The following is a 26146-nucleotide window of genomic DNA, read 5'->3' as shown; positions in this document are numbered from 1 at the left end:
CCGAATTGGACGAATTCCATTGCCCGGCGCCGGCGGATTGGCCGGGTGCCGGAGCGCCTGCTTGCCCCGGCGGAGGGGAAACGTTCGGTTGTCCCGGTACGGCCGCGCCCGGCCGTGACCGCTGCTGATCCGGCCTGCTCGACCATGGCGTCGCAGGGGCGGTCTGCTGATCTTCCGCCGTCTCCGGCTCTTGCGCTGCCACCTCGACCCCGGCGGGCCAGATTTCAGCAGAGGTCATGATCGTCCCCCGGTTGTCAGTGCCATCGGCAGGTGGAGGATGCCCGAACGCTGGGTTCGAGCGGTGGGTCGCAGACGTTCATCCAACCCATCCGCACGAGTCGCTGTGAACTCATCTGGCAGCCTGGACAATTCGCGCATGTCAGTGTAGACGGATTCGGATCGGTCTCCCGGTTCTGCCAGCGCGCTGCTTCCCGTAGTTGGGAAGCCTCGACAATGAAGACGTCGAAAGTAGGTCTTACTCATGGTCGATCACCGCGTACGCCGCTCCGGTCGACGATGGGGAGTTCGATCGAAAGGCGGACTTTGCCGTGGTGAGGCACGAGCCTTGCGAGCCTCTGACCCAGGTGGTGTCGGCCGCAATGGACACGAGTGACGACCAGCCGACCGCCGTGCACCGGCGCTCCGCCTAGCATCCGGGAGGTGATCTCATGGGCTTCTTCGGTATTCCATGGTCGAGTGTCGCCAAGTTCGCGGTGACCACAGCCGGGACCGTTGCCGGTGGCGCGGTCTTCTCGCTTGTTCCGGTGGTCGGCACCACGTTAGGCGCCATGGTGGGCTCTTTCGCGGCGGAGACGCTCTGGGACGGAATCTCGACCGGCCACTGGGGTGACGCAGCTAGTCGAGGCGCTGAATCCGCTGCCTTCGCACTCTTGGGAGGCGGGGCCGGTGGTGCCGTGCGGGGTGCGTTCGCGACGATGGGTGGACGAAATCTGGCCGCGCGGGCGCTTTCGGGTGCGTTCCGCCCGCGTGTCGCTACTATGAGGGCCGTGTCGGGCAGAGCAGCCCGTGGTTGGCTGACCGGTGCCGGCGTGGCGGCCGGTCTTTCGAGCTTTCGGGACCAAGGAGGGCCGGGTAAATCACAGTCGCAGCCGAAGTCCTATCCGGCGACGCTGCCGACCAAGATTCTCAATGAATCAACAGTGTTCAGCAGCTGAGGAGCAGTCCTATGGCGGAGATGCACTCAATGCTGATGCCCGATCGGAAAGCGATCGCGTCGGGAAATTATCCTCCTGAATGGGTGTTCTCGGTTTTCACCGAGTCTTGCTTCAAAGATCTGTGGAAAAACACCGACGGGATCTACAAGACTCTCGGTAAGGACTCCAAGGACGATCCGCCGAAGCCGCCGGACGTGCCGCAGGTCGCCCCGCACGGCTCGGTCGGCAGCTTCACGAACTACGCGGAGGTTGCGATCGGTCTGCAACGCTCGTATTCCGATCTGCGCGACAAGGTCGTTGATCTCGTGAAATCGGTTCGCGACTCCGGAAAGTGGTCGAGTGCTGGGCAGGATGTGACCAATAAGGTCATTGATGAAAAAATCGTGGCGATGGCGCCTACCCCTCCTGCCGAGGGGATACGCATCGATGACCACATCTGGACTTGGGTCGCTGCGGCCAATGACACCCTGGCCGCGGAGATCGAGAAAGTCGCCAAAGGCCAGGACGGAGTGGCGAAGGACATCGACAGCCAGGCTTCGATGATCAAGGAGTTGACCGACAGAATCAAGAAGCTGGAGTCGGCCTCGAAAGATCCGTCTTCGTATCCACCGAACCTCGGCACGTCGAACTGGCCGACGACCCCTGGTACCACCGATCAGACGATCCCGCCGGCCGTGGACAACAGTGCTTTCCCCACCGGTCTGGACAGCTTGGACGACCCGACGAACGACAGCAGCCTCACGCCGACCGATCTGAACGGCACCGGCACGGACAGCTCCGGCCTGAACAGTCGGACGCCCGGCGGCATCGATCCCGGCGGGGTCGATGCGGGCACGATGACACCTGCCACGCCGAGCCCGCCGCCGCCGGCCCCGTCGCCGATGGGCTCTGGGATGGATCCGATGAGCTCCATGCTGCCGATGATGATGCAGCAGGCGATGCTGCGAAACATGGCCGACCAGGACCTGAACAACCGTCGCGCGGAACTGGATCCGCGCCGCTACGACGACGAGCTCGATGCGGTCGCCCCGCCCCCGGCCGCGCCGCCGGTCCCGGCACAGCCCGCGGCTGCGCAGCCGTCCACGACGGCCCCGGCGACCCAGCAGCAAACCGGAGCGCCCACGGGAACGACGTCCACCCAGCCCACCGTGGTGCCCGGCCGGACGCCGGGAGCGGACGGCAGCGTGGTCTACACCTTCCCGGACGGACGCACGCAGAAGGTGTCCGCGATGGTCGCCCAAGTGTTGGACGCGGCATTCGGCAACCACAGCGGCACCGATGCGCAAAAAGCGTACGAGAAGACGACGGCGAAGTGGTCGGACAAGAAGCAGATCGGCACTCCCGTCGATCCTTTCCAGCTGATGACCGGGGACGTCGCCGTATGGGAGAAGCGCACCGCTGTCCTTGTCGTGTTCGGATCCGAGGACGGTGCGGGCACGCTGGAAGCCGTCGTCGACGGCGAGCTGAAACCGTGCACTACGGCGGACATGTCCGACAAGGCGGGAGAATTCGGCAATTTCGTCGGGTTCATGCACCCGAAGGGCATCGAGATGACCGCGCCGGCGGACGAGGGCGCGACCCCGATGACGCCGGGCTCGGCCGATCAGTCCGCGGCCGCGGCAATGCCGGTTGCCGCGGCACCCGCGGGCTGATCGCGCGAGCAGGGTGACAGCGGCAGATGAGGAGAGGAGGTCGCGATGGCGTTGAACGTGGATACGCAAGAACTCGTCGCTGCGGCGTCGAGACTCGCCCACGTGGCGCGCGATACCGGGGCGGCGATACCCGGCGGATGGGTGGTGCCCGCGGGAGCTGACCCGATTTCGGCCGCGGCGGTGCCGCAGCTCAACGCGCAGGCCGCGTCTCTGCTCAACGGAATGGCCGGTGTTCTCACCGATATCCAGCGCACGGCGTACAACATCGGTGCGGCGGCCGCCGATTACAGCGCGGCCGACGACGACGGCGCGCGGACCATCAACGGCGGCGGCGGTGAACTCCTCGCCAATCCCGTCGGCGAAGTACAGGAAATCGGCCGGCGCCGCCCGCCTGTCCTGAGGTTCCCGGCCGCGGGTGGCGCCGTCGACCCGCTGACGTTCGCTCAGCAATTGCACTCGGGCCCGGGCCCGAGTGCGGCGAAGGGTTTCGCGGACGCGTTGCGCACGTTCGCCGGAGGGCCGCATCTCGCGGTCGTCGATGGCGTGGACTCGGCGACGAAGTCGATGCAGCACTGGGAGCCGGTCGGTGCCGCGGCGGCGGCGGAACTCGGCGTGCGCCGCGGGTGGCTGGACCAGCTCGGTACCGGTCTAGGACTGCTGGCCGACGGAATCGACACCTACAGTGACGCATTCCGGACCGCGAAAGCGAAACATCCCACGCCAGAGGAGATCATCGCCGCGCGCAAAGAGCTCATCGCGGCGATGCGATCCAAGAACGAACTGGGCATCCAGGCCGCCCTGGCGAAATTCAACGAACAGAACGCTCGTTCGGCAGAGACGATCACCGGCTACTCCACCGAGGTCGGCTCGAAGGTCGGCACGAGCGAAGGCGCCGGCGCGGGCACGAGCAGTGGTAGCGGCGACACCAGCGCGTTGACGCAGATGCTGCCAGCTCTGATGAGTGCGATGGCCTCGGCCGGCACGACGCAGAGCCGGCTCGGCCAGTCGGATCCGTCGGAGGCCTACGACGACTACGGCCTCGACGACTACGGCTACGACGACCTCGGTATTCCCAGCGGACTCGGTGCGGGCAGTCCGAGCGGGATGCCCGTGGGCAGCCCCGGCCTGGGCATACCGGATGTCGAACCGGAAACCGTCCAGGCGAGCGCATTGCCGCTGGCCGCTGCGGCAAGCCTCGGTTCGGGCATGCCGCGGACATCGGTGATCGAACCTCTGGGCACGTCCTCGGCGCCGAGTACGGCCGCCGCGCGCGGCGGATCGCCGATGATGCCCTACATGCCGATGGCGCCGGGTATGGGAAATTCGGGTGGCGGTAACGATCGCAACCGGGTGGTGGCGTGGCATCCGGATCGCTTGATGTACGTGGACGACACACCGCACACCGAAGCGGTGATCGGCGAACGGCCGACCATCGCTCCGACCGTCACCCCGCCGACGCCTTCCCCGGGCAACCAGACCCCCACCCAATCCAGAGGTAACGCATGAGTGAGCACAGCGAGGTGGAGACATGAGCTCCATCCATCCGGACGTACAGGCGGCCTTGGACGCCGCCCGCGATCTGCGCCACCGGATCGCGGAAATGCGGGAGAAGATCGACAACATTCGCGCCCGGCGGCCGTCACCCAGCGGCGCGGTCATCCCGGAGGTCGATGCCATGGGCAGGCTGACCGATCTCTACCTCGCGCCGGGTACCGCCGCGCGGTTGACCTGCCCGGAGTTGGTCACCGAGGTCATGGCAGCCATCCGGGAGAGCACCGCCGACGCGGCGCGGCAGTACCAAAGCGTCATGGCGACACCTATCGACGTCACCGAGTCGGTCGCCACCGCTTCGGGGCACGCCGGATGACCGAGCCCGCCCCGGACGTCACCGTCGCGGACACGGTGCGATGGCTGCACGACGAGGGGCTGGTCCGGCTGGCCGGGGTGGCGGACGGCATCGCGGAGACGATCGCCGCCTATACGATCGACGTGGCCACCGGAACCGTCTGCGCGCATCCCGCGACCGGAGGCGGGGTCGGTGCGGACGTGGTGTCCCTCGCGGCCGACGACCTGCCGTACCCGGTCGGCACCGCCCGCCGTCTGGTCATCGTCGGGGTCACGAGCACGGATGCGGTTCTGGTGGTCGACTTGGCCGCAACCCTCACGATCGCGATCAACGCCGACCGTCCCGAACAGGTGGCGCGCTCCTGGGTGCTGCAACTGCTGTTGAATCCGGAGATCACCATCACGACCAACAGCGCCGATGTCGCGATCGGCAGTAGCGCCAGGCTGCGGCAGAGCTTCATTCCGGGCGGCGGCGCGACGCTGGTCAACGTCGACGACACCCGCCCGCCGGTGACGGCGGTGACGTTGAATCCGGCCACCGAAGGTCCCGACCACCTGGACGTGGGCCCGGACGGATCCGGTGAACTGTATCTCGGTGCCCGGTTCTGGCAGTTGCGTCACGTGCTGCGCATCGAGGACGCCGCCTGGTCGGCGTTGGCGGCGCGCCTGGAATCCATGGTTGACGACGCCGACTACCTGATCAATCCCCAACCCGGTGAACGATTCTCGGAGAGCAGCCGATGACCGACATGCATTCGATCGATATGGACGACGACGACATCGACGACGGCGACATCGACGACGGCGCGCGGGAAATCGCTGCGCCCGACTGGCGGAACCTGACCTACGAAGTGTTCAACCCGGACCACACCGTCGGCGTCGGCTGCGACCGGGACGGCGAGATCATCGGCTTGTACCTCACCGATGACGCCCGCGACAACGGCGACGAGTGGCTGGCGTCCCAGATCGTCAAGCTCGCACGACTGGCGCACGCCAAGTCGCGCGTCGGGCTGCGGGCGGAGATGGAATTCAAGGGCACCCGCTCCTACACCATCGACTCGTTCGACCTCCCGACCGAGGCGTCGTATCGGGCGATGGAGGAAGCCGAATTCCGACGCGACATCTAAGTGCCGACCGCCCGCACGCCGAGACAGGACAGCGAGATGACCGACAAGTTCGATACCGACGAGCCGCACGAGGTGGTCGCCGCCGCGCAGCGGTTCCGGACCGCGATCACCACGGTCGGTGGCCGAGTCCAGCAGATCAGCGGTGGTTTCGTCGCTCCACGGCGACCGGAATCGGAGATCGACCGGCGCCTGGTGGCGCAAACGCAGTGGATCGAGGCAGCTTTCGAGCGCGCGATCCGGGCCAACGGCCGCCGCGCGGATGCGACGACAGCCGTCACCAGCCAAGTGGCGTCCACCCTCGGCGACGCCGATCACGCAGGCGCGGCCGCGGTGCGTCGTCGTACCGAGTTCGTCTGATTCGCTGATGGAACCGGAGCGCGATAGTCCGTACTGGGACGCCATCGTCGGCGACAACTGGCCGGTGATCTCCCCGGGGGACTGGAGCGCGCTGGAACGCCTCGCGCGCGACGGTGCGGGGGCGTTGGATCTGCTCGACGCCGACAGCAGACGACGAGAGTTCGACGATCGGGTTCGCTCCAGTGCGGGTCTGCAGCCGGTCAAGGACGACATGCTGCGCCAGCGGATGAACCCGCAGGCATTCGCCGACGCACTGGAAGCCGCTGCCGACACCTTCCGGGACTTCTCCGACCTGGTATATCGCACTCGCAACAAGATTCTGGACATCGTCGAGGAAACGACTTCGAGGGTCGACGCGACCACACGCGCGGCCGCCGCGGAGGAGGACGAAGCCGACGCCCGAGCGATCCGGAGCCGGATCCCCGGAATGATCACCGAGGCAAGGGAAGCCGTGGACGATGTCGTCCGGGCCGCGCTCGCTTCGATCGGCCCGCAGGGCCTGCCCGGTCTGGGCGTGATCGCCGACGCGTTGGGGCAGCCGGGGCCGTGGGGGCCCAGCCACCACAACGCGGACGACCACAGCGGGGCCGACAACCGACAGCACCGGCCCGCGACGGATCACTCCGGCGAGTCCCGGCACGGCGGCCCGCCGCGACCGAATCGGCCGAAGGACGATTCGCCGGTAGGGGTGTTCCCGGAGAACGCGGGCGACCACCCGGTCGCCCACGACACGGCCGACCCGTGGTTGCCCGGTGACGAGCTCGGGCGACAGCGGAATCTCGTTACGGGGGAGGACACTTCGGTCGATCCTTCGTCGACGAGCCGGGTCCCCGACCGATACACCACCGACGGGACGACGACCGTTCCGGTGAGCCATATGCCCGGTGGGGTCTCCGATGGCGGGCCCGGCCTACCCACCGCGAGTATCCCGCCTCGTGGGCAGATCACGGACACCGAGCCGATGGCTTCCCATCGGGATCTACCGGCGGACGGCGACGATCGCGGTGTACCCGGTTCGGCTGCGCGGGACGCGCACGGGAGGGATCCGAATGCCTCGGTCGGCGCGGAGGCCGGTACCCATGACCGCTCCGCCACCGTGTCGGCGTCGGAGCCGCACGACGCCGCCGCCCGCGAGCAACCGGTCCCCGCATCCTCCGTGTCCGCTGCCGACCCGGCGGCGTCACCGCCCTTCGTCCTTCCTCCGCCCGTGGTGGCGCCCGGCTATCTCGCATCGCCGGCACCGGCGGCGTCGGCAGCCCCGGCCGGTTCCGTCGGTCCCTCCGGGCCTGCGTTCTCGGCTCCAGCGGCACAGGCAGGATCGCAACCGCCGCAGCCGCAGGCGAAGCAGACCGCGGTCGCGCCGAGCGAATCCCGCGGACCAGCCGCCTTGCCCAAGGTCACCGCGGCGAGTGCGGGGCCACCTCCCGGTGCGGGTGCCGCGGGCAAGGCTCAGCCGCCGGAGCGGACCGGGCCACACGCGAACGCGGGCGAGGACACGGCCGACGACGGTGCCGAATCGATGCGCGATGTCATCGGCGCGGCGATGACATCGGCCGCCGCACCCGCGTTCGTGCTGGGCGAGCGAGTGGACGGCGATGTGGTGCTGGCCCGCACGCTGCTCAGCGGCGTCCTGGCCGCAGGCGGCGACGCGGTTCCCGGGCTCGGGTGGGCGGTTTCGGTGCTGCGCCACCCGAGCGGAATCACCGCGTTCGTCACCTCGAACGAGGGACGCGGCTGGATACCCGCCGGGTTGTATCTGCCCCGTGCGATGTCCACGCCGTGGGTGTGGGAGGTTACCGAGGGCGCGTGGGAGGGCATCGCCGATCCCGCGCGTGTGCTGGCCGAGTTCGGGATCGCGTGGGGACGCAAGTCGGGTGCTCGGCTGACCGCCGTCGTCTCCTCGGCGGAAGTCGATCCCGAGCTGCGACGGCAGTTGGGTGAGGTGCCGATCGAAGGCGAAGTGGCCGCCTCGTCGGCGATGGACTTCAGCGCCCCGAGGCCCGGTCTGGCCGACCGCCTGGAACTGGTCGCGGCCCCGGCGCTGGTGCGGCGGGCCGCGACCACCCCGGAGTCGGAGATCGGGGTGCGTTGCCGGGAATTGGCCTCGGAAGCGCACATTCGGGTCCACCGGGCCGGTCTCGGTTCCCCGGCAGCGCTGGGCGCGCCCGCGGCCCGAGAGCGGATCCTCGGTGCGCTGCGGCAGCGCCGTGACGTGCGGCCGGAGTGGTGGGAGGAACTCCGGGATGCCGACGACCTGCTCACCGCGGCGATGTTGTCCCGGCGTGCCGATGTGTCCAGGGTCGCGCTGGGCGAGTTGCGCACCGACCACGCCGACGGGCGGTACGCGTCGGAGATGAGCGCGCTGCGTGCCATGGTTTTCGAGCGGCGTTGCGATGAACTGGTGCTGCTGCTGGCGGAGCCGTCGACGCGGCAGAGTCTGCGCGACGCGATGTACGCGCACGCGCAGATCGTGGGTCACCCCGCTTTCGTCGCACCGGCTCCGGCCCCCGCTTCCGCTCCGCCTCGCCGCCCGACCATCACGGCTGGACCGGGCCGATGACCAGGAGCCGGATGCCGCGGTCGAGGAAAGGTCCGCTGTGCGGTACCGCGGGCAGGCTCCCCAGGTCTGGGAAGGATCGACAATAAGGGGACGTGTGGTGGGAAAGGATCTGATCGAGCATGCCGAACAGCATGGAAATCGACCCTGCGGTTTTGCGTCAGCTGGCCGACCAACACGACCGGGTGGCCCGCGACACGAGGGAGTGGGCCAAGCCGCCGACGGTGTGGCTCGCGAATTTCCTGCCCACCTACGGCAAGATCGCCTATCCGGTCTACGAAGCCCTGCAACGGTACTACGACGCGCGGCAGCGCGCGGGCGAGGCGCTGGCCGGCGAACACGACCGCACCGCCGACTCGTTGCGTGCGTCCGCGGACGCCTACGAGCAATCCGACGACGAGTTCGCTCAGCACATCCGGCAGGTGGCGGGCCTGACCGATAGGCCGTCCCCGACGACGCCCGTCGGAAACCCGATCGATCCGTTCGGTACCGACCGCGCCGCGACACCGACCGAGCCGACGCTTGGTTCCGCGCCCGCTGACAACCCGGTGACGGCCGCTCCCACTTCGGCCACCCCCGCCGCGACCCAGACCGACCCGCTCGGCACTGCGCAGGGCAGACCCGCCGAGGTGTCCCCGACCGGCACCGGCGTGCCTGGCGCAGCCGCCGCACCAACGGATGCGGTGGGCGCCAACGGAACCGGGACGCCGAACGCGACGGGGACGACCACAGCCGGGAGCCCGTCGAGCAACGGCGTGACCGCGCCGACGACGGCGGGCATGCCGCCCGCCGGGGTCGGTCCGCTCAACCCGGCCCCGGACGACCGGGGTGCGACGCAGCCGCCCAGCGGCGCGACCGGCCAGGCGGACCTGCCGCCCGTGCCGGTGCCGGTCGCGAGCCCGTTCGCGGCCGCCGTCGCCTCGGCGAAGGACAAGGAGGCCGAGCCCGCGTACGTGGTGGGCAGCCAGGTGAACGACGATCTGGTGCTGGCCAAGACGCTGCTCGGCAGCGTGCTCGCCGCCATCGACACGCCGGTGGGCATGGCCTGGGCCGTCTCGGTGATGCGCGGTCCCGGCGGAACGGGTGTCTTCATCACGTCCAACGAAGGGCGCGGGTGGCTGCCCGCCGGATTGTTCCTGCCGCGCGAGGTCTCCACACCGTGGAACTGGGACGAACTGCTCGCCGCCGACGACGGCGCGGGCTCGCCGTGGGAAGGGGTCACGGATCCGGCTCGGGTGCTGGCCGAGTTCGGCGTGGCCTGGGGCGCGAAGGCGAACGCGAGGCTGTCGGCCCTGGTGTCGTCCGGACCGATCGATCCGGGCTTGCGCAACCGCTTCGGCGACGCGGCGATGGCGGGGCTCGTCGCTCCGTCCTACGACGTTGACCTGCGCCAGTTCACTCCCGACACGGCCGACCGGCTCGGTGTGGCCGGTTCGATCGCGGGCCTGGAGCAGGTTTCGTCGGTATCCGACGCGCGCGTGCGATCGCGCTGCGTGGAACTGGCGGTGGACGCACACGAGCAGGTCGGACGTGCCGGACCGGCGCCCGCTGAAGCCGCCGCCGCCCGCGGGGTGCGGGAGCGGATACTCGCCGAACTGCGAGCCGGGAGGCCGGTGCCGCGCGAGCTGTGGGACGAGCTGCGCGACGCCGACGATCTGCTGGCTGCCTCGATGCTCGGACAGCGGGTCGATGTGGGCCGGGTGGAGATCGGGCAGCTGCGGCTGGACGCCGGGGTTTCCCCGCTGCGCAGTATGGTTTTCGAGCGCCGCTGCAACGAGCTGGCGCTACTACTGGCGAACGAGCCCAGCAGGCAGACCCTGCGCGACGCCATCTACGCGCACGAGCAGATCGTGCTGCACCCACAGTTCGTATCGACACCCGCGCCCGTGTCGACCGCCGTTCCGCCCGGGCGGGCCACCCCATCCGCGACGGCACCGGCGGTCAGCGCGCCGGAGGTCGCGGGAGGACCACCGCCCACCGTCGTGGTCGCGCCGTCGACGCCGCCGTCGGTGGCGCCTCCGGAGAGGTCGTGAAAGCCGCACCCGTCCAGGGGGTTCGGGTGGTCCGGGCGTGGTGCGGTGGGTCGAGTCCGCCGCGCCGCGAACTCGGATGACGGCGCGTGCCTGCCCGGAAACCGTGCGTCACTGACCGAAACGCGGTAGTGCGCCCGCAGGACATAAGGGGCGGCCCCCAGCACCGAGTGTGCTGCGGCCTGCTGCGCCGCCCTGCCCATGGTGACGATGCGGCCCGAGACCATGGCTGTGCGAATCCGCTTGGCCCACAGTGATTCCCGCTGGGACTCCGTCGCACGGTGCGAGCCCGGCTCCTGCCGGGAGGACAACCGGGACGCCGGGAGCGCGACTCGACCACGGGCGCGCGATACCGCGACGGCGGCCCGACGATCGCTCGACTATGCGTCGACGACGGAGGCGTCTGCCTGATCCCGTTCGGCCTCGGCCACCGCTTCCTGCGTGGTCTCACTGCCCGGTCGATCGGGTGCGGACCCGTCCCTGGTCCGCCGAGCCGGGATGACGCCGGGCGAGGCGGCGGGGGCCGGAGCCCCGCCCGGTTCGGCGGGTGGCGCGGTATTCGCCGCCGGGGCCGCGGTGACGCCGCCGGGCGGTGCGGTGGCCGGTTGCGCGCCGGCCGGTTGCGCGCTCGGATCGCCTTGCGGCGGCGCGGCCGCGGGTTGGTTGCCGGGCGGCGTCTGACCCGGCTGCCCTGGTGCGCCGTTCTTGGGGTTCTCCTCGGCCTTCTTCGCCTTGTCCGCTTCGGCCTTGTGCAACATCTCGGGTATCTGGGAGATCAACGGCATCGCCGCCATCGGCAGCATCGCGAGCATCGGCAACAGCGACGACAGTCCGCCGTCGCCACCGCCACCGCTGCCGCTGCCGCTGCCGCCGGAGGAGTTTCCCCCGCTGGTCGGGCCGCCGGTGGAACTCCCGCTGCCGCCGCCGTTCTTGCCGCCGTTGGCCATGTCGTCGTTGAGTTCGGCGATCGCGGTGACCTTGTCGTAGACCGCCTCCATCGCGGCGGCGACCGCCTCGAGCAGTGGAAGCTCTTGCGCCGGCTTGAGTTTGCCGGTGCCGGCGGCCTCGAGCTTGGTTTTGAGGTCGGCCACGATGTGCTTGATGGACCGCAGGGCCTGAACCTGTTCGGCGGCCACCGTGACGGAAGTCTTGACCACCTGGTCGTCCATCTGCAGCAGTTTCAGCTGCCTGGCCTCGACTTTGTCGATGGTCTTACGGTATTCCTCGTCCGCCTTGCCTTTGCCGAGAGTTTTGTAGAAGTCCGGCTGCAGCAGGTCGTCGACTTTCGGCGGCGGTGTGCTCATGCCACGGCCGAGCAGATCGACCGCGGTCTGAATAGCGGTGTCCGCCAATGCGATGAACGCGCGCAGCCCTTCCGAGGCGCCGGGCGGGCAATGCAGGTCGACCAACCAGAAATGCTTGACCTCGGAAGCTACGCTCGCGAGCGGAGCGGAGGTCGGCGCACTCGTTTTCGCGGCTTTGGTTTCCGCCGCCGTTGTCGCCATACCGTCGCCACCGCCTCTCAGAAGTCCCACTCATTGTCCCGGCTTCCCGATTATGGGAAGTAGTTCATAGTTCGATTACTCACCCCAGGAATGGGAATACGACCGACTCGGTTCGGGCGACACAATATTCGGAAGCGTGTGAGAGGCGGTCGGTGATGAGCGATGACGAGTCGGTCGAATGGCACCGGCACTGACGGACGACCTGGACGGGGTGCTCCGATCGCTGCTCGCGTTGTATGGCGACGGCCGGCCCGCCGGCCAGGCGGCGACCACGACCCAAGCGCTTGCCGCCGACCTCGGTGCCCATTCCGGTGCGGTCGCGCGGCGGTACGGCGAGGCGCAGAGTATGCAGCTGTCGATCGCGGAGTCGCACGCGGACAAGGACAGCATCGTGCGCAAGGCCGTGGGTGAGTCCGGTGACGGAACGGTCAACGGTCGCGGGCGTCTGACCAACCAGATCGCCGACCTCCACAGCCGGATCCAGGCGATCGCCGCGGTGGGTGACACCCGTTTCAGCGGTCCCGCGCTGCTGGACGCCGCGCAGACCACCATCTCGAACGCCACCAAGCAGGTCGATGCCGATGTCGCCGCCGCGCGGCAGCAGGCCGCACAGATCATGCCGCCCGCGACGCCGGCCATCCGGCAGGCAAGGCCCGGCGCCACATCCAGGCGGCGACGGACGCGCTCCCGATCCAGGTCCTCGTCCCGGCTGCGCCGTAGCGGCACGGTGCGCTCCGACGGGACGACCGGCGGCAACGCGGTGCTTGCCGCCAGCAACTGGCTCGGCACGCCGTATGTCTGGGGTGGCGGCGGCGCGGGTGGTCCGAGCGGCGGCGGATTCGACTGCTCGGGCCTCACGCAATACGCCATCGCCCAAGCCAGCCACGGCGAAGTGGTGTTGCCGCGCACCACCTACGAGCAGATCTACAGCGGGGTCCGGGTCCATCCAGAGGACGTGCGTCCCGGTGACCTGGTGTTCCCCGCCGGCTCGTTCAGCACGAGAGGGCCCGAGCACGTGCAGCTGGCCGCCGGTAACGGCATGGTCATCGAGGCGCCGTACTCGGGTTCGACGGTGAAATGGTCACGTATGCCCAGCGAAGCCGTCGTCGTGCGGGTGCTGTGAGCCGGTGACCGCGGAGAAGAGCACAGCGTGGCCATAACCATTCCCAGTGAGGTCGCGCTATTCCTCGACATCTGTGGCATCCCCTATCCGGATATCAACGAGGATGATGTGCGGGCACTCGGCGGGCATGTGCGCACGTTCGCCCAGCAAGTGCGGGACACGCACGACTCGGCGACCGGGGTGATGAACCAGATGGGCGCTTTCTACTCGGGTGAGTCCTACCAGCAGCTGGTGGCCACCTGGGCGGGCATGAGCACTACCCACATGCGGCAACTCGACAGCGCGTGCGAGCTCGTAGGGCGGGTCCTCGAGGTGGCGGCAACGGTGATCACCGGGGTGAAAGTCGCCGTGCTGGCCGAACTCACCGCGCTGGCCGCGTCGTATCTGTCGATCATGGCGACACCGCCGCTGGCTCCGTCCGCGCCACTGGTCGTGGCCGCGGCGCGCCGGCTGTGCGAGGAGATGGTGCAGTACCTGGTCGGCTATATCGTCGCCGAAGTCATCGGCAAAGCCATCGAACCGCTCGAGCAGGCCATCGACGACATGGTCGAGGGGATCGTGTACGACGCCACCCGTAACGCCCTCGACGTCCCGTCGTCGGGGCGACCCACTCCGCTGTATATAGACCCCGACGCGGTACAACATTTCGCGAAGGTGCTCGACGATCACGCCGACGACATCATGCGGCACGCGGCGACGTTCGCCGAGAACGTCGCGACACTCGACTTCACGACATCGACGCCGGTCGACGCGGGGGAGCCCACCGCGACGAATACCACGACACCGCATGGTCCCGCCCCGGCGGTGGCGGAAACCCCGTTCAGGCGCAGTGAGCTGCCGGAGTCGCGTTCAGCTCCGACCCCATCGGCGGGGGCCGTCAGCCCCGACGGACACCGCACCGCCGACGCGCTCGTCCCCGTCGCGATGCGCGAGGCCACGAACGCGATCGGCGATGGGGAGCGGCCGGCGGGCCGAAACGGAACCGAAGGCCGCACGGGTGGGCCGCTGTATCCCGGAGCCGGGTCGGCGACGCCGGCTGAGGTGGAGCCTTGTGATCCGGCGTCGGAGTCCGCGAAGGTATCTCCGTTACCCGGCGCGGCACCGAACGGCGCTGAGCTCGACGCGGCGCGGCTGCCTGCCGCGCTCCCGATCTCGCCCGCGGTATCCGTGCACGCCGGAGCGGATGCCGGAACGGTCGCCGCTCCCGATGCCGGGTCCGAGGTTCCGGAGCGCCCGGTGCCCGGTTCCGATGCCCACGGACCCGGCTGGGCATCCGCTGCGGTGGGATCCGCCCATCAGCTATCCGTAGGAGACAGTCCTGCGGTCGGGAGCCCGGTCATGGGGAATACGCCGAGCGTTTCGCCTGCCGCTCAGCAGGCCTCCGGCGCGGCGTCCACTCCCTGGGGGCGTGCCGTACCGCAGCCGGGCCCGGCGAATCCCGCACCGCAGCAGCCCGAACGCCCGGCAAAGGCCACTCCGAAAGTCCCTCGGCCCGCGGTCACCCCGTGGACCAAGACCCGCCGTACCCGGGACGTTCCATCCGTCGTGCACGCTCCATCCGCGCGGCCGCCGCTGCGTGTGGTCCGGGAGAAGGAGTCCGAAGCGGATAGCGCCTCGAGTGTCCGGCTCGCCGACGCGACTCCGGCGCCCGCGCAGGTGACCGCTCCGGGGCCCGATCCCGCGGACCTGCCGGGTCGGCGCCGCTGAGCAGGCACGAGAAAAAACCCATTCCCATTCGCGGGAATGAGTTGCGGAGTCGAATCGGCGGCAATGGTAGACGTAGACGCGTCGTGCCACCGCTGTGGAGGTTGTATCCCGACAACGGCCGGTGGCCTGCCGGTGCCACCGGCCGTTGCTTATCGGGTTCAGATCGTCAGGATGAGGGACTGACGATCTGTGTTCAGATAGTATCAGGTTCTGTCGGAACGTTCAACAGTGTGCACTTAGACAGCGGCAAGAAATATGTTCGGCGCCCTGGCCTGCCGTGCGGTGGCTAGGGAGCTGGATCTCGGCGGGCCAGCCGCCGCCGAGTGGGGTCGTTCGCAGGTGAGTGGCTGCCCGGCCCTGGAGACATACCGTTCACCGACGGCACGTTAAATACCGGCATAACCGGGCCACCTGGGGCTGTGCGGCCTCTTCCCAGTTGTGGGAAGGATGCGAGCCCTGGGCGTGACCGCCGGAATCTATCGTTCGAGCAGGCTAGATCGGCGGAAGGGAAGTCCGAGTGTCAGCGGCCGAGGACGCGTTCTACACGGGTGTTCAGAATCTTGGGTTGGTCGCCGGTGGCGTGCGCAACGAACAGCACGCGGCGGCGGCGTTTCGGGCCGCCACCGACCTCGACCCGGATATGTGCGATGCCTGGCTCGGGCGCGCCATGGCGGGGGAGGTCACCGCTGAGGTGATCTATGGCGCCTATCGCTCGGTGCACAACCTCTACCGCGATCAACAACGGGCGGGTCTGGTCGATCGTGCCCTGTGGTGCCAGGTCGAGATCGGGATGTACGGCCTGCGCGTCGCGATGGCCGACCGCGATCAGATCGCCATCGCGCAGGCGTGCTCGTATGCCGAAGGCGGTGAATGGCAAGAGGCGGCGGCGATCCTCGACGAGGTTCCGCGCGACGACGTCTCCGATTTCGTGCGCATGTCGCTGTATTTCCGGACCAAGCAATGGCCGGAGGTGCTCGCGCTGCGCACCGCGCGGCCGGTACTCGACGACGGCCTGCTGGACATCGCCGCGGAGTTGATGACCGCTCAGTCGCTGGCGCATCTGGGTCGCTTCGGCGAGGCCGTGCCGCGCGCGCAGCGCATCGTGGAGGACAGCTCCTCGGGCAATCTGTCCTACATCTGGGCCGACGCGCACTTCCTGCTCGGGATGCTGATGCGGCACAACGGTGATCACGACGCCGCCGACAAGATCCTCCAGGGCCTGCAGGGCTCGGCACTGTGGCCGGAACGCGAGGAGTGGCAGCGCGCGGTGCGAGACAAGTCGTACCGATTCGAGGTCGCCACAGCGGAACTCATCGCCTCGCGGACCGACAAGTGGGACCCGAAGACGGGCGACGATCCGCGCGAGGCGGCCGCCAGCGCGGCGCGTGCGGAACGCGAGAGCCTCCTCGCGGAGGCCTCGGATCTGCTGCGGGCGCAGATCGGCATGGACTCGGTCAAGGAGCAGGTCGACCGGCTCAAGTCCGGCGTGCTGATGGACCAGGTGCGCGCCCAGCGCGGGCTCGCGGTGGATTCCAAGTCGCAGCACCTGATCTTCTCCGGTCCGCCCGGCACCGGTAAGACGACCATCGCCCGCGTGATCGCCAAGATCTTCGCGGGCCTGGGCGTCGTGGAGAACGCGGATGTCATCGAGGTGTCCCGCAACGACATGGTCGGCACCCATCTGGGCCACACGGCGCCCAAGACCAACGCGCTGATCGACTCGGCGCTCGGCGGCGTGCTGTTCATCGACGAGGCGTACACGCTGATCCAGGAAGGTCTTTCCGGCGGCGACGCGTTCGGCAAGGAAGCGGTCGACACGCTGCTGGCCCGGATGGAGAACGACCGCGACAAACTCGTGGTGATCATCGCCGGATACGAGGATCAGATCGATCGGTTCCTGGCCTCCAACGACGGCTTGGCTTCCCGTTTCACCAAGCGCATTCGTTTCGCCAGCTATGGCGCCGACGAGTTGGTGCGGATCGCGGAGCACATCGCGCGGAAGAAGGATTCGATCCTGTCCGAGCGGGCCCGCGAGGTGCTGCGCGTGCGGTGCGAGGAGTTGGCGGGGCAGACCGAGAACGGCAGGCGGCTCATCGATCTGGCCGGTAACGGCCGTTTTGTGCGCAACGTGGTCGAGGCCGCCGAAGCTGAACGCGACTATCGCTTCACCAGGGAGAACGCCGATATCGCCGCGATGACCGACGAGGAGCTCATGACGATCGACGCGTTCGACGTCACCGCGGCGCTGGAGGGTTTGGCGCCGAGCACGCGGGTGTGAGGCATCCGCTGACACTGGGGACAGCGGTCGTATTCCTGCCGTAACCGCTGGTTACGGTGTGGCGGCAGGGTGGCGGAAGGAACGAGAACCGGTGGCGCGCTTCCGGGTTGTGACCAAACACCAGATCTCCGGCTGGCGTTTTCTGCTGCGCCGGATCGAGCACGCGCTGGTCCGTCGGGACGCGTCGATGGTCGATGACCCGCAGCGCGGCCGCTCGACCGCGTTGTCCATCGGCATCGCGCTCGCGTGCGTGATCATCGCGGGCGCAGCGGTGCTGGCGTTCTTCAAACCCGCCAAGAAGGTCGGGGACTCGAACATCGTGGCGGAAAAGGACACCGGGGCGCTGTTCGTGCGCGTGAACAACCGGCTGTTCCCGGCGCTCAATCTCACCTCGGCCCGGCTGATCGTCGGTTCTCCCGATAATCCGGTGCAGGTCTCCAGGGACGAGCTGTCGAAATACCCGCGCGGACCGTGGGTCGGCATTCCCGGAGCGCCCGGCAGCATGGTCGACACGGGCCGGCGCGATTCGTCGTGGACGGTATGCGACATGGCGCGAACCGGCGCGGCGGCACCGGTGAACCCGGCGACAGGTCTGCCGACGGTGAGCCGATCCGCGGTGCGGACGACCGCGATCGGCGGTCCGCTCACCGTGGACGGCGACGCCAACCGCGTATTGGCCGACGGTGAGGCCCGTCTGCTGCGCGACGACACCACCACCTGGCTGGTATACGGCGACGCGGAGAAAGGCGTGGTGCGCGCCGCGATCGACCTCGCGAACACCGCGGTGGCCATGGCGCTGGGTATAGATTCGACCGCTCCGGTCATGGCGGCGTCCAAGGGCTTGGTCAACGCCATTCCCGAGGCCCCGCCGCTGCGGGTGCCCGACGTCCCCGGCAAGGGCGAGTCGATCACGCTGAACAACGGATTCACCACACCGGTCGGGTCGATCCTCACCGTATCGGCGCCGGATCAAGGCGTTTCGTACTATCTCGTCTCGCAGTCGGGGCTGGTGCGGGTCAGCTCCGTGCTGGCGGCGATGGTCCGCAACGCGGACTCGCAAGGCGCGGTGTCCACCCGTACCGTCGGACCGGACGTGATCGCGGCGAACCTGCGTCCCGGACAGTGGCCGGGCACCGCGACCTACCCGGCCCGCCCGATTCGCCTGGTCGATCCCGAGCGGTCCAGCGTGACCTGCTTGCACTGGTCGCGGTCCGGAAACGATCCGAACTCGGCCACCGAGCTCCTGGTGGGCAGGCAATTGCCGCTCACGAAGGACGAACAGGGCCGCGCTGTGGACCTGGTGACCTCCGCCGCCTCCCGCGGCACCACCGCCGACGCGGCCTATCTGCCCAGGGACACCGGCCGTTTCGTGCAGGTGACCGGCACCGAACCGGGATCGCCGTTGCGGGAATCGCTCTACTGGGTTTCCGACAGCGGCGTTCGCTACGGCATCATCACCGAGCCGAACAGCGCCGGCGGCACCGACCCCACGTTGCTCGCGCTCGCGTTGCGAGCGCCGGTCCCCGCGCCGTGGAGCATCATATCGCTGTTCGCAGTCGGTCCCGCTCTGTCCCAGAAGGAAGCTCGCATCCAGCACGACGGCATTCCGAACAACAAAGTCGTCGCCGGGCTCGGGGGTACGCAGTGACCAGCAGTCGCCGATTCGTCCGGCCCGCCCGCATGGTGCGCGGCCCCAAAGCGCCCGCTGTGACCGAGTTGCGGCTGCAACCGCCGACCGAGCTGCCCAAGCCGGTCCCGCCGTCGCGACTGCGGATGATCATGCCCGTGGTCATGGTGGCGGCCATGTGCGGGATGATGGTCATGATGTTCCGCGGGGGCGCAGCCGTGAACCCGATGATGCTGATGTTCCCGGCCATGATGCTGGTGTCGATGTTCGGCATGATGGGCGGCGCGCTCGGAGGCAACTCCGGCGGCGCAGCGAGCCTGAACGAGGAACGCAAGGACTACCTGCGCAGCATCACCGACAACCGCAAGACGGTGCACGCGGCGGAAGCCGAACTCCATGCCTTCCTGCGCTACACCCATCCCGGTCCCGATGAGATCGCCCGGCTGATCGGCGGCAAGCGGATGTGGGAGGTACAGGTCGCCAGTCCGCAGTTCCTGCGCGTGCGCGTCGGCCGCGGACGCATCGCCAATCAAGTCCGCGTGATCGTCCCGGAAGCCGCGCCCACGTCCGATCTCGACCCGGTCGGCGTTGTCGAACTGACCCGCTTCGCCAAGGCCTATTCCACCGTCGGTGGCATGCCGGTCGCGATCAATCTGCTGTCGGCGCCGCAAGTCGGTATCGACGGTGACCCGCACCTGGTGGCGGGGTTGATCCGCGCGATGATCGCCGAGGTGGCGGTGCTGCACGGACCGGACCAGGTGGCGGTCGCCGCGGTGCTGTCCGATCCGGACGCGCCGGAATGGTCCTGGCTGAAATGGTTGCCGCACACTCAGCATCCGAGCGACACCGACGCGATCGGCTCGAGCCGGATGGTTTACCACACCGTGGCCGAGCTGCGCACCAAGGTGCTCGCCGGACTCAATCGCGGTCCCTTCTCGGCGAATTCGCAGCCCACCCTGGATCGCACCCACTTCCTGCTGATCGTGGACGTCGGAGGGCAGGCCAGCGACCGTGACATCTCGGGCATCGACGGTTGCACCTGGCTGCGGCTGGGGCCCGCGGAGCAGAATCTGCCGCGGGCGCTGCGCTTCACCGTCACCGAAGACCGGTCGCTGAACGAGGTGACCCCGCGCGGACTGCGTCGCGTGGGGGTCGCCGATTCGCTGTCCACTGCGGCGATCACGGCCATGGCGCGCAGCCTTTCGCCGTACCGGTTGTCTACGGTGGTGGAGGCGGTGGCCGCCGAGCAGGCCAGCGGTGGCACGTCCTGGGAGGAGATGGTCGGCATCGACGATCCGGGCGCCCTCCGGGTCGAGCAAGCGTGGATCCGCCGTCGTGACCAGGACCGGGCACGGCTGAACATCCCGTTCGGTCATGACCCGGCCGGTGGTGTCGTCCATCTCGACATCAAGGAATCGGCCGAGGAAGGCATGGGCCCGCACGGCATGTGCATCGGCGCCACCGGATCGGGTAAGTCGGAATTCCTGCGCACTCTGGTGCTTTCGGCGGTGACGACACATTCGCCGGATGTCCTGAACCTGCTGCTCGTCGACTTCAAAGGTGGCGCGACCTTCCTCGGTTTCGACCGGCTGTCGCATGTGACGGCCATCGTGACGAACATGGAGGAAGAAGCCGACCTCGTCACCCGTATGGAAGACGTCATCAACGGTGAGATGGCGCGGCGGCAGCGGATTTTGCGTGACGCGGGCAATTTCGCCAGCGTCGCCGACTACGAGCGTGCCCGGGAGCAGGGCGCGGACCTGCGACCGCTGCCAACCCTGCTGATCATCCTCGACGAGTTCGCCGAACTGCTCGAGCAGCATCCGAACTTCTCGAAACTCTTCGTGGCCATCGGCCGGTTGGGTCGATCACTGCGCATCCACCTGTTGCTCGCGTCGCAGAAGGTGCCCGCCAACCGGATGGGCGAGTTGGAAGCGCATCTCTCCTACCGAATCGCGTTGCGCACCAACCAGACCAGTGACTCGCGCGACGCGATCGGCACCGCGGACGCCTACCACCTGCCGAAGAAGCCCGGTTCGGGTTATCTGCGGGTCGGCTCCGGTGACCTCCAGCGTTTCCAGGCCGCGTACGTGGGCGCGAAGTACTCGGCCCCCGCGCAGGTGTCCGCGTCCTCCGCCCAGCGCGCGCGCCGGCCCGGTGGCGGGTACCGGCCGCCGCAGCGCTTCACCGCGGGCCATATCGCCGACACCCGGCCCGCCGTGGTCGAGCCGGTGGTTGTCCAGGAGGCGCCCGAGGCCGCTGACGGCGAATCGGTCACGGTGATGGAAACGGTGTTGCAGCAGCTGGCCCGGCACGGCCGGCCCGCGCACAAGATGTGGCTGCCGCCGCTGGGCGCGCCGCCGACACTGGAGCGGATGATCCGCGCGGTGCCGCAAGGCGCTTTGCAGATGCCGTTGGCGCTGGTCGACAAACCGCGGCAGCAGCGTCAGGACGTCTGGTCGGTCGACGTGTCCGGCGCGGGTGGGCACATGGCCATCGTCGGCGGCACGCAGTCGGGCAAATCGACCGCGCTGCAGACGTTCGTCATCTCCGCCGCGCTGACCCACACCCCGGAACAGGTGCAGTTCTACTGCCTGGACTTCTCCGGTGGCGGGTTGGCGGCGTTGGCGAACCTGCCGCATGTGGGATCGGTCGCCGCGGCGCGGGACGGCGACCGTATCCGCCGTACGATCGCGTTGGTCACGAACCTGCTCGAGAGCAGGCAGTCGATGTTCACCGAATTCGGGATCGATTCCATCCGGAAGTTCCGTACCCTGCGCGAAGGTCCGAGCGCGCCGCCCTGGCACGACCGCGATCCCTACGGCGACGTCTTCCTGGTCATCGACGGGTGGGATGTCGGATTCGGCACCAACGGCCCGTACTACGACGAATACACCCCGGTAATGGAATCCCTTGCCTTGCAAGGTCTGAACTATGGCATCCACCTGGTGGTGAGCAGTTCGCGCTGGATCGCCATCCGCCCCGCGATCAAGGACTTGATGCAGACGCGCATCGAAATGCGTTTGGGCGACCTGGCCGACACCACCTTCAATGTCCACCGCGCCGTGGTCGCGGCGATCCCCGCCGATCGGCCCGGTCGCTGCATCTCGACCGACGGCCTGCACATGCTCACGGCGTTGCCACGCATCGACGGGGTGGGCGAGGCGGATTCGGCGGCCGAGGGCCTTGCCGCCGGGGCCGCCGACATCGCGCAGCGTTTTCCCGGCCGGCGCGCGCCGCAGGTGAAACTGTTGCCGCCGCACATCGGCATCGACGAGGTTCGCGCGGGATGGCCGGTGCCGCAGACGCTCGCTCAGCGCCTGATCGTCCCGTTCGGCGTCCGGGAGTCCGATCTCAGTCCCGCAACGATCGATTTCAGTATGTCGACCCACTTCATCGTGCTGGGCTCGACGGGATCGGGCAAGTCCACCACCCTGGCCGCGCTACTGGAATCCATTCGACGCCAGTACGACCCGTCCCAGGCGCGCGTGCTGCTGATCGACTATCGGCGCAGGCATTTGGAGACGGTGCCGCAGGAGATGCTCATCGGGCACGTCACCAGTGAGCGGGATGTGCGGGAGGCACTACCTGCGTTGGTGGAGAAGATGCGCTCGCGGCGCCCACCGGACAACGTGACCACCCGGCAGCTCGCGGACCGGTCCTGGTGGTCGGGGCCGGAAGTCTTCGTCGTGATCGACGACTATCACATGATCGCGCAGCGCGGCGCGATGAACCCGCTGGAGCCACTGAAGGACATCCTGGTCGACGGTCGAGACACCGGTTTACACGTCATCGCGGCCCGCAATATCGCCCAGGCGGACACGGCCCTGTACGACAATGTGATCGGCCAGATGAAGAACCTCAATTCGTCGGGTCTGATCATGGACGGCTCGAAGCTCGACGGCGTGCTGATCAGTGACGTGCGAGCCGGCAAGCAGCCGCCGGGCCGCGGAATATTCGTGGAGCCCATGAGTTCTCGCCGCGACCTCGTTCAGGTGGCCTGGGTGCCCCAGCACGTGTGACTTCGGGCCGCCATCCCAAGGTTGGGAATAAATTACCGTTTTCCTTAGCAGCCGCTCGATCCGAGCTGGTAGTCACGCTCGATTGGAGTCTCGCCATGGCACTCCCGGACCTCGGCATCGCGCCGCCGGATGTGCGGGAGGGCGCGACCGAGCCCAGGCGGATGCTCGGGTCCATCACCGGCCGCGCCGCCGGTACCCGGATGTCGGCGGCCTGGTCGCCGGGCCGGGCAATCGCACGCCGGATGCCGCTGAACAACAGTGCGGAGTACGGCGGGCGTACGCACGGGCTGGGCGTGAGGTGTCATCGCGCCGTGGAGGGGACGCCACCGGAACGCCGGGAAATTAATTTTCTACCCGGTAGCGGTATTCCTTCTCCGAGAAACTCAGGAGGTGCCGGTACTGGAGAACCCCTGCAATCGGTGTGGTCGGGGACGTCGATGGCCCGAGTCGCGGCATCGTCGATCCCCGGCGCACACGTCGTCAACGTCCTCGGCGAATCCGTCCGAGGCAAGGTAAACGCCTTATAGGATAGGAACAGATATGCCCATCGGCTACACCGGCGACCCGTCCGAGATCAACGCCGCCGCAAAGAAGTTCTTCACGCACGCCGATACCTTCAAGAACCACATGGGTCTTCTCGAGGGCATCAAGACGGAGTACGCGCCCGCGGTCCAGGGCGCGACCGGAAACGCCATCCAGGCGGCGATGCAGGGAGCGCTCGACAAGGGCTCGAAGCTCCACGCCACTTTCATGGAAATCGTCGACGCGCTGAATACCGCCGGTGCGACCTTCGACAGCCATGACCAGGAGAACGCGTCACAGGTCAACAAATACAACCTCAATTTCTGATGCCGGTTGTGCAGCAGAAAACAATTGGGAAAGGTTTCGGAAAATGGCTTTGAAGAACGATTACGACGCCGTCGAGGGCCTGGTCATCCGCACCGACCAGGTGCTGAGCAACATGATGGTCGACGCGGGTGAGCGCGACACGCTGGCCAAGCTGCTCGCAGAGAACTTCCAAGGTGACGCCGGTACCTCCAACGGTGACTTGCAGACTCGCGTCAAGCAGCAGATCGACCAGTACAACGAGGCGCTGACGCAGCTGAAGTCGGCCACCAAGGCGGTGTCCGGCATCGACGGTCAGTTCCGTGTCGTCGACACCGGTCAGGCCATGCGGTTCTCGCAGATCGGGCTGTAGCGACGACGTCGTTCGGTCGCTACCGAGCGCCCGAGGCAGGACCGATCGATACTCGCCGTCGCCCTCGACGAGTTCGTTCCGTGGACTTCGTCGAGGGCGATCGCATGTCACTTAATATCCCCAATTGTGGGAATAGTCTAACGTTCTGATTGCACCGCTCGATGTCGATGTACTACTCGCCAAGAGTGGTTACCGGTCGTTAGGAGACTGCCATGCACCTCGCCGTTGATCCGGATCATCTCCCGGTTATCGCTTCCCAACTCGGCGTCAGCACGGAGAATCTGATGTCGATGCTTGCTGCTGCTGTTCCCGAAGCCGTCCCGTTTCCACCGGGTCTCGATGACGTGAGCAAACTCATTCCCGCCGCATGTCTCGCGCACGCGGGATTATTCTTCCCCACCACGGCCAACGGAGTCGTCATGCGAAGCGATGGTGCGGTCGCGCTACCGGAGGTGGGTGCCGCCTTCGTTGCCGGCGACCTGAGCGGCGGTACCCATGTGCTCAGCAGAGCAACCGCGTTCTAGACGCGGATAGCCCGAGCGAAAGCTGACAAGATGCTTGCTGTCGTACTCGGCGCGTTGGGACCGGAGGGAATCACCGCCCCGCTGCTCGCGGGTGACGGTACCGCCACGACGCGGGCGACCGCGAACGCCTATCGGGCCATGGCCACGCAATTGAATGCCGCCGCGGCCGACACCGACAGCTCCATGCTGCAGATGGGTGGGACGTTCCAAGCGCTTACCTCCGACCAGGCGCAGGCGGCGTTCCGGAAACATGCGGCATGGTTGCGTGAGCAGGCCGCGGTGGCCGGGGCGACCGGCGAGCTGCTCGACCGAGCCGCTGACATCTGCGACACGGCGAAGGCCGCTATGGCGGTGGTCGCAGCCAAGGCTGCCCAGGTTCGGGTACAGGAGGGTATCGCGCTCGGCGGCGGCTTCGGCCCCCTGAGCGGTGCGGCGCTCGCGGAAGCCGAGGCCGAGTTGTGGGTGCTCAGAGGGGCTGCTCTCGGGGTGATGGCCGGTTACGCCGCGACGCTGGTGCCCACACTGGCCGCGCTGCCGGCACCGGTCGAGGCTCCGCCCATCGTGACGGGTGTGCCACCGGGCCCCCAAACGGAGTCCGTGCCCTACGACGGCCCGACCAGCCACACCGATGACGTTCCTATCCGAACGTATACATCGTCCACGTCATCGACGGGCGAAGGGATGACTGGATCGGACAGTGGCTCGGAATCGGTCGGTGATCAGACCTCGACCGATCCGGCGCGGCCGACGGATCCGACGCAGCCGACGGATCCGACGCAGTCGGCGGATCCGACGCAGCCGACGGATCCGGCGAAACCCGCCACCGATCCCGAGCAATTGGCGCCGAACGCGAATCCGGATGGCCAGCTGGGTGATTCGGGCATGTACGGCACAGGTGACGCAGCCACGGACCAGTCCTGGTTCCATGGCACGTCGCAGAACTCGCCGACGTTGGCGGCATTGAGTGGTGGGGCCGGAAGTCTCGTCGCGCTGAATATGGCCCGTGGCGGCCTCGGATCGATGCCGGGCGCTTCGACCGGGTTCCGGATGCCCGCCAACTGGAATCCAGGAGCTGGGCGGGCGTTCGGCGCCGTGCCGCAACAAGCGGCGTCCGGGCCGATCGCTCGAAAGGGCCCGCCCCGCGGTGCGGTCGCGCCCAAGGCACGGATGCGACGACGCCGCGACGACGAGAAGAAGCCGTCGAAGGTATTCATACCGGGCGAGCCTCAGGATGTTCCGGTGCTCGAGCAACCCCCTGTCATCGGCGTGATCGAGTACGAGGACCGCGATGGCCGAGACGAGCCGACGCCCGAACCGGTACCGGCGCTCGGTGTCCTCGAGCGAAACGAGGACGAAGCCGTGCTCGCCTCCGCAGAACCTCCCCGGTGATGCGCGCCGAGGTCGAATATCCAGTCGAGG

At 68.1% G+C, this 26146-nt stretch carries 19 protein-coding genes and 1 pseudogene; 18 read left to right on the top strand and 2 right to left on the bottom strand.

All coding sequences use genetic code 11. From position 1 onward, the window contains the following. Positions 1 to 238: pseudogene (locus ACT89H_RS27475) on the bottom strand (hypothetical protein); the annotation flags it as partial. A 430-nt stretch (positions 239 to 668) separates the two neighbouring features. Here ACT89H_RS27475 and ACT89H_RS27470 point away from each other — a divergent pair. From ACT89H_RS27470 to ACT89H_RS27430, 9 genes are all read left to right on the top strand, one after another. Further along, the gene (locus tag ACT89H_RS27470; protein WP_445111567.1) at positions 669 to 1175 is read left to right on the top strand and encodes a hypothetical protein; all 507 of its coding nucleotides are present in this window, start codon (positions 669 to 671) and stop codon (positions 1173 to 1175) included. 11 nt (positions 1176 to 1186) lie between these two features. Further along, entirely contained in the window at positions 1187 to 2827 is a 1641-nt protein-coding gene (locus tag ACT89H_RS27465) for a hypothetical protein (protein ID WP_445111566.1), read from the top strand. Between the two features lie 45 nt (positions 2828 to 2872). Then, the gene (locus tag ACT89H_RS27460; protein ID WP_445111565.1) at positions 2873 to 4333 is read left to right on the top strand and encodes a PPE domain-containing protein; all 1461 of its coding nucleotides are present in this window, start codon (positions 2873 to 2875) and stop codon (positions 4331 to 4333) included. Positions 4334 to 4355: 22 nt separating this feature from the next. Then, positions 4356 to 4694, top strand: coding sequence for a YbaB/EbfC family nucleoid-associated protein (locus ACT89H_RS27455; protein WP_445111564.1), 339 nt, complete (start codon positions 4356 to 4358; stop codon positions 4692 to 4694). Next, positions 4691 to 5416, top strand: coding sequence for a hypothetical protein (locus tag ACT89H_RS27450; RefSeq protein ID WP_445111563.1), 726 nt, complete (start codon positions 4691 to 4693; stop codon positions 5414 to 5416). The genes ACT89H_RS27455 and ACT89H_RS27450 overlap by 4 nt, the downstream gene beginning before the upstream one ends. Further along, on the top strand, positions 5413 to 5799 hold the full coding sequence (locus ACT89H_RS27445; protein ID WP_445111562.1) for a hypothetical protein: 387 nt from the start codon (positions 5413 to 5415) through the stop codon (positions 5797 to 5799). The genes ACT89H_RS27450 and ACT89H_RS27445 overlap by 4 nt, the downstream gene beginning before the upstream one ends. Positions 5800 to 5835: 36 nt before the next feature. Beyond that, positions 5836 to 6156, top strand: coding sequence for a hypothetical protein (locus tag ACT89H_RS27440; RefSeq protein ID WP_445111561.1), 321 nt, complete (start codon positions 5836 to 5838; stop codon positions 6154 to 6156). A 7-nt stretch (positions 6157 to 6163) separates the two neighbouring features. After that, positions 6164 to 8716, top strand: a complete 2553-nt coding sequence (locus ACT89H_RS27435; protein ID WP_445111560.1) for a hypothetical protein — start codon at positions 6164 to 6166, stop codon at positions 8714 to 8716. 119 nt (positions 8717 to 8835) lie between these two features. After that, a complete protein-coding gene (locus tag ACT89H_RS27430; RefSeq protein ID WP_445111559.1) occupies positions 8836 to 10746 on the top strand; it encodes a type VII secretion target in 1911 nt (636 codons plus the stop codon). A 377-nt stretch (positions 10747 to 11123) separates the two neighbouring features. Here ACT89H_RS27430 and ACT89H_RS27425 read toward each other — a convergent pair whose 3' ends face one another. Next, positions 11124 to 12248 (bottom strand): hypothetical protein, encoded by a 1125-nt coding sequence (locus ACT89H_RS27425; protein WP_445111558.1) that lies wholly within the window; start codon positions 12246 to 12248, stop codon positions 11124 to 11126. 178 nt (positions 12249 to 12426) lie between these two features. On the opposite strand from ACT89H_RS27425, the gene ACT89H_RS27420 reads away from it, so the two are divergent. From ACT89H_RS27420 to ACT89H_RS27380, 9 genes are all read left to right on the top strand, one after another. Next, positions 12427 to 13371: a C40 family peptidase gene (locus tag ACT89H_RS27420; protein ID WP_445111557.1), complete on the top strand. Its 945-nt coding sequence runs from the start codon at positions 12427 to 12429 to the stop codon at positions 13369 to 13371. Between the two features lie 27 nt (positions 13372 to 13398). Continuing rightward, the gene (locus tag ACT89H_RS27415) at positions 13399 to 15078 is read left to right on the top strand and encodes a WXG100-like domain-containing protein (RefSeq protein ID WP_445111556.1); all 1680 of its coding nucleotides are present in this window, start codon (positions 13399 to 13401) and stop codon (positions 15076 to 15078) included. A 517-nt stretch (positions 15079 to 15595) separates the two neighbouring features. Then, positions 15596 to 17356, top strand: coding sequence for a type VII secretion AAA-ATPase EccA (gene eccA, locus ACT89H_RS27410; RefSeq protein WP_445111555.1), 1761 nt, complete (start codon positions 15596 to 15598; stop codon positions 17354 to 17356). A 91-nt stretch (positions 17357 to 17447) separates the two neighbouring features. Further along, positions 17448 to 19004: a type VII secretion protein EccB gene (gene eccB, locus ACT89H_RS27405; RefSeq protein WP_445111554.1), complete on the top strand. Its 1557-nt coding sequence runs from the start codon at positions 17448 to 17450 to the stop codon at positions 19002 to 19004. Continuing rightward, positions 19001 to 23005 carry a type VII secretion protein EccCa gene (gene eccCa / locus ACT89H_RS27400; protein ID WP_445111553.1) on the top strand — a complete coding sequence of 1335 codons (4005 nt, stop codon included), beginning with the start codon at positions 19001 to 19003 and terminating at the stop codon, positions 23003 to 23005. Before eccB ends, eccCa begins: the two co-directional genes overlap by 4 nt. Positions 23006 to 23545: 540 nt before the next feature. Further along, a complete protein-coding gene (locus tag ACT89H_RS27395) occupies positions 23546 to 23854 on the top strand; it encodes a WXG100 family type VII secretion target (protein WP_445111552.1) in 309 nt (102 codons plus the stop codon). A gap of 43 nt (positions 23855 to 23897) precedes the next feature. Continuing rightward, positions 23898 to 24203, top strand: coding sequence for a hypothetical protein (locus tag ACT89H_RS27390; RefSeq protein WP_445111551.1), 306 nt, complete (start codon positions 23898 to 23900; stop codon positions 24201 to 24203). Between the two features lie 212 nt (positions 24204 to 24415). After that, positions 24416 to 24727 (top strand): PE domain-containing protein, encoded by a 312-nt coding sequence (locus ACT89H_RS27385; protein WP_445111550.1) that lies wholly within the window; start codon positions 24416 to 24418, stop codon positions 24725 to 24727. A gap of 30 nt (positions 24728 to 24757) precedes the next feature. Continuing rightward, the gene (locus tag ACT89H_RS27380) at positions 24758 to 26116 is read left to right on the top strand and encodes a PPE domain-containing protein (RefSeq protein WP_445111549.1); all 1359 of its coding nucleotides are present in this window, start codon (positions 24758 to 24760) and stop codon (positions 26114 to 26116) included. The last annotated feature ends 30 nt before the right edge of the window (positions 26117 to 26146 follow it).

The organism is Nocardia aegles, assembly GCF_052545135.1.
Note: the sequence above shows the minus strand (reverse complement) of the source record. Positions and strands in the feature narration are given on the sequence as shown.

What these genes read in the sequence shown, in the direction of transcription:
- ACT89H_RS27425 (WP_445111558.1), bottom strand. Translation starts at nt 12,248, where the DNA reads ATGGCGACAACGGCGGCGGAAACCAAAGCCGCGAAAACGAGTGCGCCG.
- ACT89H_RS27460 (WP_445111565.1), top strand. Translation starts at nt 2,873, where the DNA reads ATGGCGTTGAACGTGGATACGCAAGAACTCGTCGCTGCGGCGTCGAGA.
- ACT89H_RS27455 (WP_445111564.1), top strand. Translation starts at nt 4,356, where the DNA reads ATGAGCTCCATCCATCCGGACGTACAGGCGGCCTTGGACGCCGCCCGC.
- ACT89H_RS27470 (WP_445111567.1), top strand. Translation starts at nt 669, where the DNA reads ATGGGCTTCTTCGGTATTCCATGGTCGAGTGTCGCCAAGTTCGCGGTG.
- ACT89H_RS27385 (WP_445111550.1), top strand. Translation starts at nt 24,416, where the DNA reads ATGCACCTCGCCGTTGATCCGGATCATCTCCCGGTTATCGCTTCCCAA.
- ACT89H_RS27450 (WP_445111563.1), top strand. Translation starts at nt 4,691, where the DNA reads ATGACCGAGCCCGCCCCGGACGTCACCGTCGCGGACACGGTGCGATGG.
- ACT89H_RS27380 (WP_445111549.1), top strand. Translation starts at nt 24,758, where the DNA reads ATGCTTGCTGTCGTACTCGGCGCGTTGGGACCGGAGGGAATCACCGCC.
- ACT89H_RS27395 (WP_445111552.1), top strand. Translation starts at nt 23,546, where the DNA reads ATGCCCATCGGCTACACCGGCGACCCGTCCGAGATCAACGCCGCCGCA.
- ACT89H_RS27445 (WP_445111562.1), top strand. Translation starts at nt 5,413, where the DNA reads ATGACCGACATGCATTCGATCGATATGGACGACGACGACATCGACGAC.
- ACT89H_RS27430 (WP_445111559.1), top strand. Translation starts at nt 8,836, where the DNA reads ATGCCGAACAGCATGGAAATCGACCCTGCGGTTTTGCGTCAGCTGGCC.
- ACT89H_RS27435 (WP_445111560.1), top strand. Translation starts at nt 6,164, where the DNA reads ATGGAACCGGAGCGCGATAGTCCGTACTGGGACGCCATCGTCGGCGAC.
- ACT89H_RS27440 (WP_445111561.1), top strand. Translation starts at nt 5,836, where the DNA reads ATGACCGACAAGTTCGATACCGACGAGCCGCACGAGGTGGTCGCCGCC.
- ACT89H_RS27390 (WP_445111551.1), top strand. Translation starts at nt 23,898, where the DNA reads ATGGCTTTGAAGAACGATTACGACGCCGTCGAGGGCCTGGTCATCCGC.
- ACT89H_RS27465 (WP_445111566.1), top strand. Translation starts at nt 1,187, where the DNA reads ATGGCGGAGATGCACTCAATGCTGATGCCCGATCGGAAAGCGATCGCG.
- ACT89H_RS27420 (WP_445111557.1), top strand. Translation starts at nt 12,427, where the DNA reads ATGGCACCGGCACTGACGGACGACCTGGACGGGGTGCTCCGATCGCTG.